At 72.8% G+C, this 13235-nt stretch carries 12 protein-coding genes; 5 read left to right on the forward strand and 7 right to left on the reverse strand.

Translation table 11 applies throughout. The features are described 5' to 3' along the window. Positions 1-80: 80 nt before the first annotated feature. Entirely contained in the window at positions 81-644 is a 564-nt protein-coding gene (locus tag AC0VYM_RS17390) for a snapalysin family zinc-dependent metalloprotease (RefSeq protein WP_475453409.1), read from the forward strand. 52 nt (positions 645-696) lie between these two features. On the opposite strand, the gene AC0VYM_RS17395 is transcribed toward AC0VYM_RS17390, so the two are convergent. After that, positions 697-2472 carry a calcineurin-like phosphoesterase C-terminal domain-containing protein gene (locus AC0VYM_RS17395; protein WP_475463078.1) on the reverse strand — a complete coding sequence of 592 codons (1776 nt, stop codon included), beginning with the start codon at positions 2470-2472 and terminating at the stop codon, positions 697-699. Between the two features lie 456 nt (positions 2473-2928). On the opposite strand from AC0VYM_RS17395, the gene AC0VYM_RS17400 reads away from it, so the two are divergent. Beyond that, on the forward strand, positions 2929-3189 hold the full coding sequence (locus AC0VYM_RS17400) for a PLD nuclease N-terminal domain-containing protein (RefSeq protein WP_475453411.1): 261 nt from the start codon (positions 2929-2931) through the stop codon (positions 3187-3189). 62 nt (positions 3190-3251) lie between these two features. On the opposite strand, the gene AC0VYM_RS17405 is transcribed toward AC0VYM_RS17400, so the two are convergent. Beyond that, on the reverse strand, positions 3252-4604 hold the full coding sequence (locus AC0VYM_RS17405; protein WP_475453414.1) for a carboxylesterase family protein: 1353 nt from the start codon (positions 4602-4604) through the stop codon (positions 3252-3254). Between the two features lie 172 nt (positions 4605-4776). Between AC0VYM_RS17405 and AC0VYM_RS17410 the strand changes: the two genes are divergently transcribed. Beyond that, positions 4777-5244 (forward strand): GNAT family N-acetyltransferase, encoded by a 468-nt coding sequence (locus tag AC0VYM_RS17410; RefSeq protein WP_475453416.1) that lies wholly within the window; start codon positions 4777-4779, stop codon positions 5242-5244. An 82-nt stretch (positions 5245-5326) separates the two neighbouring features. On the opposite strand, the gene AC0VYM_RS17415 is transcribed toward AC0VYM_RS17410, so the two are convergent. From AC0VYM_RS17415 to AC0VYM_RS17435, 5 genes are all read right to left on the reverse strand, one after another. Then, positions 5327-6103, reverse strand: a complete 777-nt coding sequence (locus tag AC0VYM_RS17415; protein ID WP_475453419.1) for an MBL fold metallo-hydrolase — start codon at positions 6101-6103, stop codon at positions 5327-5329. A gap of 69 nt (positions 6104-6172) precedes the next feature. Then, positions 6173-7276, reverse strand: a complete 1104-nt coding sequence (locus AC0VYM_RS17420; RefSeq protein WP_475453421.1) for an ABC transporter ATP-binding protein — start codon at positions 7274-7276, stop codon at positions 6173-6175. Continuing rightward, positions 7273-8034 carry an ABC transporter permease gene (locus tag AC0VYM_RS17425; protein ID WP_475453424.1) on the reverse strand — a complete coding sequence of 254 codons (762 nt, stop codon included), beginning with the start codon at positions 8032-8034 and terminating at the stop codon, positions 7273-7275. Before AC0VYM_RS17425 ends, AC0VYM_RS17420 begins: the two co-directional genes overlap by 4 nt. After that, positions 8031-8861: an ABC transporter permease subunit gene (locus AC0VYM_RS17430; RefSeq protein ID WP_475463079.1), complete on the reverse strand. Its 831-nt coding sequence runs from the start codon at positions 8859-8861 to the stop codon at positions 8031-8033. The genes AC0VYM_RS17425 and AC0VYM_RS17430 overlap by 4 nt, the downstream gene beginning before the upstream one ends. 80 nt (positions 8862-8941) lie before the next feature. Further along, positions 8942-9985 carry an extracellular solute-binding protein gene (locus tag AC0VYM_RS17435; RefSeq protein ID WP_475453427.1) on the reverse strand — a complete coding sequence of 348 codons (1044 nt, stop codon included), beginning with the start codon at positions 9983-9985 and terminating at the stop codon, positions 8942-8944. A gap of 315 nt (positions 9986-10300) precedes the next feature. On the opposite strand from AC0VYM_RS17435, the gene AC0VYM_RS17440 reads away from it, so the two are divergent. After that, positions 10301-11341 carry a LacI family DNA-binding transcriptional regulator gene (locus tag AC0VYM_RS17440; protein WP_475453429.1) on the forward strand — a complete coding sequence of 347 codons (1041 nt, stop codon included), beginning with the start codon at positions 10301-10303 and terminating at the stop codon, positions 11339-11341. A gap of 213 nt (positions 11342-11554) precedes the next feature. Beyond that, on the forward strand, positions 11555-13183 hold the full coding sequence (locus AC0VYM_RS17445; RefSeq protein ID WP_475453432.1) for a BCCT family transporter: 1629 nt from the start codon (positions 11555-11557) through the stop codon (positions 13181-13183). Positions 13184-13235 lie beyond the last annotated feature (52 nt).

The raw sequence follows: 13235 nt of genomic DNA on the forward strand, positions 1-13235 counted from the left end.
TCCTTTGTCACTACACATAGCATCAGCGCGACCCCACCGGGTCACGAAGATCATCAGCACCCTCACCCCAGGGAGACCCCATGCTGAGACGCGTCCTCACACCCCTCCTGGTCGCGCTGAGCGCACTGGCGCTCACGTTGTCGGGCACCGCCACGGCGAGCGCCTCCGAGCAGGCCCGGAACGCCACCGTCCTCTACTACGACTCCAGCCAGGCCGCCGAGTTCACCTCGGTCGTCGCCTCGGCCGTCGACGTGTGGAACTCCAGCGTCGACAACGTCCGTCTGGAGCCCGCCTCCGCCGGGCAGCGCGCCGAGATCCGCGTCATCGCTGACGACGGCTGGCCCCGCGCCCACCTCGGTCCGGTGCGTCCCGGCGGGCAGGTCACCGTCTGGATGGGCCGCCAGGGCACCGCCGAGGGCCACGACCCGCTGCGGATCGCCGCGCACGAACTGGGCCACAGCCTGGGCCTGCCCGACGCCAAGCCCGGCCCCTGCTCCTCCCTGATGTCGGGCTCCACCGGCGGCGTGGGCTGCACCAACGCCCAGCCCAACGCCTCCGAGCGAGCGCGGGTCGAGGCCAACTACGGCGGCGGACCGGCCGGTCAGCAGGCCGCTGACGGACAGCTCCTGGTCGACCGCCACTAGGGACACGGGAGGGCCGACGCGGCTGCGTCGGCCCTCCTCCTGCTGTTCGGGGCTACTCCACGACCTCGAACTCCAGGGTGTCGGTGAACGTGCGCCCGTGGGCGTCGGTTGCGGTGACCTCGGCGGTGTGCGCTCCGGTGGCGAGGTCCTCGGGCAGGTCGAACCGCCACAGGTGCATGGTGCGGTCCGCGAGGCTGCCGCCGTGGACCAGCTGCTGGGCGACGGCGTGGGGGTCGGAGTACTCCGCGCCGACGCGGACGCCCTCGCCCCGGAGCTGCTGGGTGCGCTCGGCCTCCGCAGCGGGGGCTCCGTCGAGACTGACCTCCACGGTGGCGCCCGTGGAGCCGAGGAAGAGGTTGGTGGTCAGCCAGGTGCCGCCCGCCAGGTCGTCGGCGCCGATCTCCAGCGGCTCCGCGAGCTCGGGAGCGTCACCGACGGGGTCGGAGTTCCACTCGCGGCGCTCGGTGTACCACTCGCGGTAGGTCGGGCTGTTCAGACCGAGCTGGGTCTGCACCTCGTCGGGCTCACCGGTGACGGTGTAGCGCTCCTGGAACCGGTTGCCCTCGATGTCGAGGGTCACCACGCCGGGACGCCCGCCGTCGCGGCCGACGGCCGTGGGGTAGCCGTCCTCACCCACCTTGCCGGAGTACCAGTCACCCGAGATCGCGCCCACGGTGAGGTGCGGGAACGGAAGCCCCTCGATCCCGAAGAGGTCGCGCCAGCCCTCGACGTCGTCGCCGGTCCTGAGGTTCTCGATGCTGTGGCTGTGTCCGGCCACCGCCACGGCCTCACGGCCCTCCAGGAGTTCGTGGACGCGCGCCACCTGGTCGACCTGGTGGACCGGGGAGCCCTCGTCGGCGTAGTTGAGCAGGCCGATGTGCCCCGCCACGACGACCAGCTTGTCCTCGTCGACGTTGGCCAGGTCCTGTTCGAGCCAGGTGAGCTGGTCGTCGCTGATCCGACCGTTGTAGGCAGCCTTGCCGCCGGGGGCGCAGTGCTCCTCGATGCCCTCGGGGCTGTCGTCGGCCGCCGTGCACGGGTAGTCGACGGTGTTCAGGGCGACGACGTGCACGTCGCCCACCTGGTAGGAGTAGTACGCGGGAGCCAGCGCCGCGCGGAAGGTGTCGAAGGAGTGCTCCGCGCCGGGGGCGTCGAAGTCGAGGTCGTGGTTGCCGGGCAGGAACCGCGCCGGGCCGTTGGTCTCGGCCACCAGTTCCTTGATGTCGGGGTAGAGCGACAGGTCGTCACCGGCCACGTCACCGACGAAGAGCGTGCCGCAGCCCGCGTAGTCGTCACGCTCGGACAGGTCCTTGATCGCCCCGGCACGCGCGTACTCGATCTCCTGCCTGTCGTAGGTCTGGAGGTCACCGGCGATGACACAGCTCTGGTCCTCGGCGGCGGTCAGCTCGCTCTCGACGAGCGGGAAGTTGACCTCCGACGGCAGCGGACCGGTGGGCTCGATCCCGCCGTAGCGCAGCTCCGGGGAGCCCTCGGGCAGGTGGTTGTAGTGGAACTGCGGGATGTTGTACTCGTCCAGCGGCACCTGGTAGCCGGACGGCTGCGTGATCGACACGGTCATGTTGTCGAACGCGGGCAGCTGGTACCGGCCCTGGTCGTCGGTACGGACCACGTCGCGGCCGTTGGTGACCACGACCCCGGCGAGGCCGGTCTCGCCCTCGCTGGTGCCGTCGCGGTCGGTGTCGACGAACACCGTGCCGTTGAGCAGCGGGGTGCCCGGGGCGTCGTCGGGGGTGCGGACGATCTCGATCGCACCTCGGTAGACGGAGTCGTCCCCGTCGTTCGAGGGCGCCGCCACGGCCGGGGCCATCGCGACGGTCAGGGAGGCGGTGAGGGCGAGGACCGCCGAGGCGGTCAGCGCGGCGCGGAGGCCGCGGCGGGTGCGTTCGGTGGGGGTGTGTGTCGTGAGCATGCGGTTTGCTCTCCGATACGTGAGGGGGCCTGACCGGTCGGGGGACCGGACCAACGCCACCTTCCTCGACACGGCTGAACGCGGGCACAGGCCCCAGCCAACGGACGACCACCGTTCGGTGACGACTGGTCCCGCTCCGTGACCGCGCACCCCCGACGAAAGTCGGTGCGGGCCGTCCACCAAAGGGTCCGCCCGGGGCGTCCTGTCGCCTTCTTAGGCGACACGACGGAGCGTCCCCCAGGTGGATGCCGTGGAGGGTGCGGCGAACCTAGCGTGGAGTACGTAGCCCAGGGGGTCCGGTTCCGCACCACGACGGGGGCGGCCGGACCCCGGAAGAGACTGAGGAGTCCCGCGATGACACTGCTGAACCTGTTCGAGTCGATGACCCCCGAGACCGGGATCGCCCTGGTCCTCATGATCGGCGCGCTGCTGGTGAGCCTGGCGGCGATCGTGCTCATCGTCGCCGCGGCGTTCAGCATCCTGTTCTCCCGGCTGGACGTCCCCATGAAGCTCGTCTGGATCATCCTGGTCTTCCTCGCCCCGCTGATCGGCGCGATCCTGTGGTTCCTGATCGGACGGAACCGGGTCCCGGCCCAGCAGTACGGGTACCGCTGACCCTCGGCCGTACACGGGCCCGAGCCACCGTCCGCGGCTCGGGCCCGTCGCCGTGCCGGGGGTCAGGAACGGTGCACGGTGAGGCTGTCCGAGGCGGCCTCGGCGCTGCTCGCGGAGACCGCGCCCGTGCGGGCGAAGTCGGCCCACAGGCGGCGGACCGCGCGGCCGCGCCGGTCGAGCTCCGCCCAGCTGGTGCGGCCGACGAGTCTGGTGTCCTCCCAGGCCTTCCGGTTGCCGAGCAGCAGGGGGAGGTCCACGATGTGGGCCGCGCCGTAGGGGCTGCCCTCCGGCCGCCAGGTGACGGTGTAGCGGGTGGCCCTGCCCCCGGACCTGCGGTGGTGGCGGGCGAAGCGCTTGGTCGGGCCCGTGTAGATGCGGTACGTGGTGGCCCACACCAGGAACCGGCGCAGGACCGGGCCGACCAGGGGCAGGGCGGCCAGGCGCTGGATCGGCGGGAGGAACTCGGCGAACAGCCCGGTCTCCTCGCTGGTCGCGCCGACCAGCAGGTCGATCCCGGGGGCGGCCGCGGCCCAGGCGCGGAGCCGCAGGGTCTCGGCGGGCAGGGGCGCGTGCCCGTACTGGGTACCGAACGGCATGGCGCTGGCCAGGCCGTGCCCCTTGGCGGCGGCGCCCGCGCGCTCTTCGAGGGCGACCAGTTCGGCCGCGCTGGCCTCGGGGTCGGGTACGCCCACGGCCCGCCCCATGGCCTCGGACATCCGGGACCGCCCGGTGATGATGCCCAGCGGAGCGCTCTGGACCACGGCGCGACGGAAGAGGCCCTCCGCGCCCTGGCTGATCATGAGGTGGGCGACGGCGTCGCCACCGGCGGACTGGCCGAAGAGGGTGACCAGGTCCGGGTCGCCGCCGAAGGCCGCGATGTTGGCCCGGACCCAGCGCAGCGCCTGGATCTGGTCGAGGAGACCGAGGTTGGCGGGGGCGGTGTCACCGATGCGCAGGTAGCCGAGCATCCCGAGCCGGTAGGTGACCGCCACGACGATGACGCGCTGTTCGGTGACGAGCCGGGTCGGGTCGAAGATCTCCATGTCCCCGGCGCCGGTGACGTACGAACCACCGTGGATCCACACCATGACGGGAAGGCGCTCGTCCTCGGTGAGGTCGGCGGGGAAGGTGACCGAGAGCCGCTGGCAGTCCTCGTCGTGGCGGCCCACCGAGACCCCGTCGACCGCCGTCGACACCACCTTGGAGGTGAGCTGCGGTGATGCGGGTCCGGGCCGGGTGGCCTGGAAGGGTTCGGTGAACGGCGGCGCGGGCCGGGGCGGGGCGAACCGCTCGGCGCGCGCGTAGGGGATGCCGAGCGCGCGGACCACCGCTCCCCGGACCGCGCCGACGACGGTTCCGGTGGGGGTGTCGACGCGGCGGAGCTCGTCCCGGGCGACGGAGGTCTGTTCAGTCATGGTTCCCATCCTGGTGCGGGGTCGCGCCGCCGGTACCGCGTTCGGAGAGGGCGCCACCCGAGGCGAGGATAGTCCACACGGCCGTCCGGGGTCGGGCACGGCGGTCGCGCGTCGGGCTCTCCGGTCGACCCTCCTCCCAGCTCGGATCCCGCCCTCTGGTTTCCTCGACCCCATGAGTACGAGTGATGGCCTGTCCCGGGTGGACGTGAGGGACGTTCCCTCGTTGACGGACTTCCTGCGGACCGTCGACCTGACCCTCAGCGGTCTCGACGCGCCGTGCGTCCGCCTCTGGGTCGAGCGCGGTGTCGACGGCGGGATCGTCGGGAGCACGGGCTACGAGATCAGCGCCGACCGCGGGCACGCCCTCATCAGGAGCGTGGCCGTCGCCCCGACCCGTCGTTCGACGGGCAGGGGCGTCGGTCTGGCCCGCTTCGCCCTGGAGCGTGCCGCGGAGGAGGGCGCCTCGACGGCCTGGTTGTTCAGCCGGCGCTCCGGCGCCTTCTGGCGGAAACTCGGGTTCGTACCCGCTGACCGGGACGAACTCGCGAACCTCCTGCACGAGACGTACCAGGTACGACTGTTTCGGGACTCCGGACAGTTGGACCGCGAGGTCGCGTGGTCGCGACCGCTGGCGACGTGAGGAGGCCAGGTGCGGTCCGGGGCGCGGCCGGTTCCCCTGATCGGGAGGAGTGGCGGCGCCCCGGGCCGGGAACGGTGTCGGCTCAGAACCGGCTCCCGGGCACGGCCACGCTGACCTGCCCTCCGAAGGCCTCCCGCGCGTGTCGGCGGCCCTCGTCCCAGTCGGCGGGGCTGGCGAAGTGGGTGAGCACCAGGTGGCGCGCGTCGGCCTCGGCGGCCAGCTCCCCCGCCATCCGCGCCGTGAGGTGCCCGTGGCCGTGCAGGGCCTGCTCGTCCGCCTCCAGGTAGGTGGCCTCGCACACGAACAGGTCGGCGTCGCGGGCGGCCTCCGCCACCGGGGCGCAGTGGCCGGTGTCGGAGGAGAACGCCACGGTGCGGCCGTCCGGCGCCTCGAAGCGCAGCGCCGCCGAGGGCACGCTGTGGTGTGCCGCGAACGACCGGAACGCCACCCCGTCCACCTCGTGCACGGTCCGGCCGTCCCTCGGCATCGCGGTGATCTCGAAGGACTGCGTGATGGGCTGGTTCATGGTCGGCAGGGTGGGGATGCCGAAGACCGCGTCGAAGGCGGCCACACGCTCGGCCTCGCCCTCCGGGAGGAACAGCGGGACGCGGGGCAGCACCTCCGGGAAGGTCCACCGGTAGGCCCAGGCCATGAGGTCCAGGCTGTGGTCGGCGTGCATGTGGGTCACCACGATCCCCCGGAGCTGGTCGAGCCCGTACCGGGAGCAGTAGGCGAGCAGCGAACCGGGCCCGGCGTCGACCAGTACCAGACCGGTCTCCGTGTGGAGCAGGTAGCAGGAGGCGGGCCCCTCCTTGGTGGGCGCGGTCGCGTTCGATCCGAGGATCTCCAGTTCCAGCATCGTGTTCCTCTCGTGGCGGGTGGTCGTCAGGTGTGGAGTGGGGCGGGTCGGTGCGGGGCGGGGCGCGGGTCAGGCCCGGGGTGAGAGCAGGGTGGCCCGCCCCGGGGCCACCGCCAACGACACGGACCGGCCGATCCGGGCGTCCGGTGGCACCCGGACCCCCAGGAGGTGCTCCCCAGACCGGACGGTCAGGTGCACGCCGTCGCCGGTGAACTCCGAGTGCGTCACCTCCGCGAGCAGCGCCGTCTCGTCCGCGTCGTCCGTCACCGTGAGGCTGTCGTGGCGCAGCAGCAGCCGGACGGCCCCGTGCGCGGTGGGCCGCACCGCCAGGTCACCGACCGGGATCCGCCAGCGTCCGCCCAGGGCCACGGCGTGCCCGTCGTCCAGTTCGGCGTCCAGCAGTACCGCGCCGGCCAGGAAGTCCGCGACGAACGCGTCCGCCGGGTCGTCCCAGAGCCGCTGGGGCGTGTCGAACTGGACCAGCCCCCCGTCACGCAGCAGGGCGATCCGCGACCCCAGGGACAGGGCCTCGCGCTGGTCGTGGGTGACGATGAGGGTGGCGCAATCGGTGGCGGCGAGCATGGCGGCCAGTTCCCGGCGCAGTCCCCCGCGCAGCTGCGGATCCAGTGCGGCCAGCGGTTCGTCCAGCAGCAGGGCGTCGGGCTGGATCGCCAGCGCCCGGGCCAGGGCGACCCGTTGCCGCTGTCCTCCGGAGAGCTGGTCGGGACGGCGTTCGGCGAGGTCGGAGAGGTGCGTCAGTTCCAGCATCTCCCGAACCCGCTCCTCGCGGCGGGCCGCCGCGGTGCCGCGGGCACGCAACCCGTAGCCGATGTTGGCGGCCACGCTCATGTGTGGGAAGACCGCGTAGTTCTGCGGGACCAGGCCGATGTCGCGCCTGGCCGGGACGAGGCCGGTGAGGTCCCGCCCGGCCAGGCCGACGGACCCCTCCGAGACCGGGACCAGCCCGGCCACGGCGCGCAGCGTCGTGCTCTTGCCGCAGCCCGAGGGGCCGATGACGGCGACCGTCTCGGCGGGGGCCACGTCCAGGGACACGCGCTCCACGGCGGTGGTGGGGCCGTAGCGCACGGTGAGGCCGTCCACGGTCAGCCCGGCCGCGCGTGTGGGGGTCGGCGCGGATCCGGTGGTGGCGGGTGCGGCGGCTTGGGTGCTCACGGGGTCCTCCTCGGGGCCCGGCGCCGGGCCAGGACGATGGCGGTCAGCACCGGCGCGACGAACGCGATGAAGATCATCGACTGTGCCGACGCGAGTTCGAGGCGCTGGGTGGAGTAGGAGTCGAACAGGGCGAAGGGCGCGGTGGGCGTGGCGGGCGGGTTGACGAAGAAGCTGACGTTGAACTCACCGAAGGACAGGGCGAAGACCATCGTCACGGCCTGGGTGACGGCGACCAGGCAGGCCGGGACGGTGATGGTCCGAAGGACGCGGACCGAACCGGCGCCGAGGCTGCGCGCGACGCTCTCGTTGGTGCGCAGCTCGTCGTCGGCCAGGGCGGGTGCCAGGGCCGCCAGGGTGAACGGCAGGGTGAAGACGAGGTGGCCCAGGACCAGCAGCAGACCGCTGGGGCGCAGCATCGGGTAGGTGCCCACCAGCGCGACGCTCAGCGCGATGCCGGGCACGGCCAGCGGCACGTTCACCAGGTAGCCGGTCAGGCGGGTCAGGACCGAGGGGTGGCGGGCCACCCACCAGGCCAGCGGACCGCCGACGGCCAGGTTCAGCACGACCACCAGGGCGGCCACGGCCAGGCTGCGGCCGATCACCGGGGCCAGCGGCGGCCAGGCGTAGGCGAACCAGTCCAGGGTGAGGCCACCGCCCCAGGGCCCCTGCGAGAAGTCGACGCTGGTGGCCGCGACGAGGGTGGCCAGGATCGGGATGACCACGAACGCACCGGTCAGGCGCGTGACGATCCGGGTCATGAGGCCACCGCCCGACGGACGGCACGGGCCAGGACCCGGCCCAGGACCAGCGCCAGCACGGCCGTCGCGGCGAGGATCACCGCGAGGGTGGACGACGCGGCGAGCCGGTATCCCGTGGTGAGTTCGTTGGCGACGTTGAGCGGCAGGAGCCGCACTCCCTCGGACAGGGTGGCGACCGTGCCGTACCCGCCCAGGGCGACCGCGATCGCGGTGCCGCTGGTCTCGATGGCGGCGGGCAGCAGCAGGGGCAGAGTGACGGTGAGGAACACGCGCGGGCGGGAGGCACCCAGGGTCCGGGCGCTCTCGGTCAGTGAGGGGTCCAGGGTGGCGGCGGCGCCGCGCAGCGGACCCAGCACGCGGGGCAGGGAGAAGTAGAGGTAGGCGATGAGGAGTCCGGTGAAGGTGTAGGCCAGGCCGGAGAAGCCGTCCCACGCCAGGCCCAGCAGCCCGGTGCGGCCGGTGAGGACGATCGCGAAGAACCCGATGATGATGCCGGGCAGCGCGATGGGCAGGGTGAGCAGGGCGTCGGTGGCCGCGCCGCCCCTGCGGCCCGCGCGGTCGTCGTCGGCCTGGCGCAGCACCACGGGCACCGCGACGCAGAGCGTGATCAGGACCGAGCCCACGGCGATGTACAGGGAGTTCAGGAGCGCGTCGCGGACGGCCGCCGATCCGAACGCCCGCGCGTAGTGCTCCAGTGTGGGGCCCCCGTCGGCCGGGGGCTGGCCCAGTCCGAGGGAGTTGGCGACCATGACCAGGACGGGGTAGGCGCTGAACAGGCCGATGACGGCCAGGGCGGGGAGCGCGGCGAGCCAGGCGGGTGCCCCCACCGCGCTCCGGCGGGTGGCCGGGGCGGCGCCCCCTCCGGTGACGGGGGCCGCGCGCCCTCCGGCGGCGGTACGGGAGGGCACTAGAAGCCGACCTCGTTCTGGTAGAGCTCGATGAACTCCTGCTGGCGCTGGCCCTGCTCGACGTAGTCGACGGTGGTGGCCCGCTCGTACTCCTCGGGCGGCAGCACCTTGTCGGCCAGCTCGTCGGGCATCTCTCCGACGACCGGGCGCATGTACCCGGCGGCGAACAGGTCCTGGCCCCGCTCGGAGAAGTAGAAGTCGAGGAGCTCGCGGCCGTGGTCCGCGTTGGGGGCGCCCTCGACCAGCCCGACGATGTAGGGGATCTGGAGCGACCCCTCCTCGGGGATGACGACGGAGACGTTGGCGCCCTCGTCGCGCAGCTTGTAGCCGTTGAAGTCGGTGTCGATGAGGATGGGGATCTCGCCCTGGGCCACCTTGGCGGTGGCGGTCTGCGCGGAGGTGGAGGCCCCGTTGTCCTTGAGGCCGTTGAGGTAGTCCAGGCCCGGACCCCAGTCGTCGAAGTCGCCGCCCAGGGCGACGTTGGCGGCGGTGGCGGCGGAGTAGCCGACGGCGGCCTGGGTGGGGTCGAGGTAGCCGACCTTGCCCTCGTACGCGGGGTCGAGCAGGTCGTCCCAGCCGCGCGGAACGGGCGCGCCGTCGAGGTGGTCCTCGTTGACGATGAACGCGATGGTGCCGGTGTGGACGCTGGTCCAGGCGCCGTCGGGGTCACGGAGCTCGTCGGGGACCTGGTCGGCGCCCTCGGGCACGTACGCCTGGAGGACCCCGGACTCCACCAGCTGTTCACCGAAGGCGATGCCGGTGTAGGCGACGTCCGCGACCGGGGAGCCCTTCTCCGCCTGGAGCGCGGCCAGGGCCTGGCCGGAGTTCTTGGGGTCGTTCGGGGCGCTGACGCCCGTCTCCTCGGTGAAGGCGCGCAGCACCTCGCCGTAGTTCCCCCACTCGGAGGGCGAGTTGTAGGTGATGACGACCTCGCCGTCGCCCGAGGCCGATCCCTGTGGGGCGTCGACGTTCCCGCACGAGGTCAGGGCCAGCACGGAGAGGGTCACGGCGGCGCCGGTGAGCGCCGTGCGTCGGTGGGACATGAGGGCTCCGAAGGGTGGTCGGGCGGCCCGGTCGGCGGGCCGAGGGTGGTGGGGGGCGCTTCGTGATGAAACGATTCACCAGAGGGGTGACCTGCACTGGCGTGCCCGGTGTCCGGTGGGCCAACGGCCCGGGAACCCTCGGCCAACCCCGACACCCCGACCCGGGCGGCCCGCCCGCCGACGACCCGGTGTCAGCCCAGGTACGAGCGGCGTTCGCCCGGTGGACACCCGTCCCGACGCGCCCACGGCACCCGTGGCGCACCCGCCGCCGCCCCGGCATCATGGCCGGACACCTCCCCTTCGGAAGGACCCTCCATGCCCGCCTCTCACAAACGCGTGACCCTGCGCGACGTCGCCACCCGGGCGGGGGTCTCGGTCGCCCAGGCCAGCTTCGCGCTCAACGGCCAGGGCCGGGTGGCCCCCGCGACGGTGGAGCGGGTCCGCCGGGCCGCCGCCGACCTCGACTACCAGGTGGACGGCCGGGCGCGGGCGCTGCGCACCGGTCAGAGGTCGGCCTACGGGGTGGTCATCCGCAACATGCGCAACCCGTTCTTCCTGGACGTGCTGCGCGGCATGGAGGTGCGGGCACACCGGGAGGGCGCCTTCCTGCTGATCCTCAGTTCCGACTACGACGTGGACCGCGAGGCCGCCGCGCTGCGCAGGCTGGCCGCCGAGGGCGTGGGCGGTGTCGCCATCAGCCCGATCGGCCGCCACGGTCCGCTGGCCGCCTGGCTCGCCCGCCACCCCGACGTCCCCGTGGTGGCCTTCAACCGCACGCCCGATCCCACTCCGGCCGAGGGCGTCCGACTGTCCACGGTGGGGCCGGACGACGCGGCCGCCGTCGCCCTGGCGCTGGAGCACCTGCGCGTCCGGGGGCACCGGAGGGCCACGCTGGTCATGGCGCCCGAGGGGCTGGCGGCGGACTGGGGACGCGAGGAGGCGTTCGTCCGCCTCTGTGAGGAGTGGGGCCTGGTGGGGACCGTCGTGCGCTGCCCACTGGACCACGACAGTGTGGCCCGCATGGTCGTGGAACGGGTCCGCGCCGGAGCCGGTGGCGGGGCGGCCGGACACGAGGCGTTCGTGGTCAACTCCGACTACCTGGGCACGGCCGTGTACGCCGCCGCCCGCTCACTGGGGGTCCGGGTGGGCCGGGACCTGAGTGTGGTCGGGCACGACGACCTGGCCACCTCGGAGCTGCTCGACCCCGGCCTGACCACCGTGGGGCTGGACCGCGAGCTGTTGGGCGACCACGCCATGCGCCTGCTGATCTCCCCTGCCGAGGTCCCCGAGGGCCGCCGTGTACGGCTTCCCGTGCACCTGGTGGAACGGGACTCGGTGGCCTTCCTCGACGGCTGACCCACCGCTCCCCCGGCCGCGACCGCGCCGCGAACAGAAACCGCGCAGGGGTCCCCGCGCCGTGGGGACACGGTGAGAGCGTTCGCGGCCACACACAAGCGTGGCGTGTCGCACCCCGACATCTCAGCCCCAACCAGGACAAACGCACGTAGACTCGGCCGGTCTACCGGGGCCTCCGGTGGGCGCTTCCGATTGAGGGGCAACCTCTTCTCCATGTCTTCCACCCCGAGCACACGCGTGCCCGAAACCGGCCGACGACCCGACCCCTGGGTGGTCGGAGTCTCCGGCGGCCTGCTGATCGTGTTCGTCCTGGCCGCGCTCATAGCCCCCACAGGGGTCAACGCCGCCGTCGACGCGGCGTTCGCGTGGTCGGCGCGCTGGTTCGGCGCCTACTGGCAGGTCCTGCTCCTGGCCACCGTCGGCGTCGCCACGGTCCTGGCCTTCTCCCGCTACGGGCGGGTGCGGATGGGCGGGACCGACACCCCCGGGTTCACCTGGTTCCGTTGGGTCGCCATGGTCCTGACCACCCTGCTCGCCGCCGGCGGTGTCTTCTGGGCCGCCGCCGAGCCGCTCGCCCACTACGTGGACCCGCCGCCGCAGTACGCCGACATGTCCGGCGGAATGGAGGGCGCCTCGGTCGCCCTCGCGCAGACCTTCGTCCACTGGGGCTTCCCGGCGTGGGCGATCGGCGGTTCGCTGGCCACGCTGGTGATGATGCGCGGCGTGGAGAAGGGTCTGCCGCTGCGGCCCCGCACGCTGCTGTGGCCGGTCATGGGCGAGCGGATCCGCACGCACTGGGTCGGCACCGTCGCGGACGTCAGCTGTGTGGTCGCGGTGGTCGCCGGAACGGTCGGCCCGATCGGCTTCCTCGGCCTCCAGATGTCCTACATCGGCGGCGAGATGTTCGGCGTGGGCTCCGGGTTCGGCACCCAGGTCGCGATCATCGTCGGTCTGACGGTCGTGGCGACCATCTCGGTGCTCAGCGGTCTCGACCGGGGCATCCAGCTGCTCAGCCGGATCAACGTCTGGGCCGCGCTGGCCCTGGTCGTGTGCGTCGTCGGCCTGTCCTCCCTGCCCTTCGTCGTCGACCTGTTCCTCCAGGCCAGCGCCGTGCACGTCCGTGAGTTCGTGCCGATGACGCTGTTCCGGGGCGACACCGAGTGGCTCGGCTACTGGACCGTCTTCTTCTTCGGCTGGTTCATCGGCTACGGCCCGATCATGGCCATCTTCATCGCGCGCATCTCGAAGGGCCGCACGGTCCGCCAGATCTACCTGGGCGCCACCGTGCTGCCCGCCCTGGTCACCTCCGTGTGGTTCACGGCCCTGGGCGGCAGCGGCCTCTGGCTCGAACAGCGCGACCCGGGGGCCATCTCCGGCCCCTACGAGGAGCACGGCCTGCCCGCCGCGGCACTGGCGATCGTGCAGGCCCTGCCGCTGAGCGCAGTGCTGGCGCTGGTCATGGTGGTCGTGACGCTCATCTTCTTCGCGGCCACGCTCGACGCGATGTCGTACTCGATCTCCTCCGCGAGCATGCACTCCGGCGAGCCCTTCCCGTGGGTGCGCGCCTTCTGGTGCGTGGGGATGGGAGCCGCCGCCATCGTGCTGCTGACCGTGGGCGACAACGGGGTGCAGGCCCTCCAGTCGTTCATCGTGGTGACCGCCGTGCCGGTGGGTCTGATCCTGCTGCCCACGCTGTGGAGCGCGCCGCGCCTGATCAAGGAGATGGCGGTGGAGCAGGGGATCGTCTCCGTCCCCGCCTCCCGCACCGGGACTGAGGACGAGGAGTCCGGGTCCGCCGCCGAGGCCGGGGAGACCGAGGCGGAGCGGGTGACCGTCGGCTAGGTCGTGGCCGGGCCCAGCCCGGCGACGGGGTGCACGAGGGGCGTCGAGGACC

This window comes from Nocardiopsis sp. iso_237 (genome assembly GCF_056173345.1).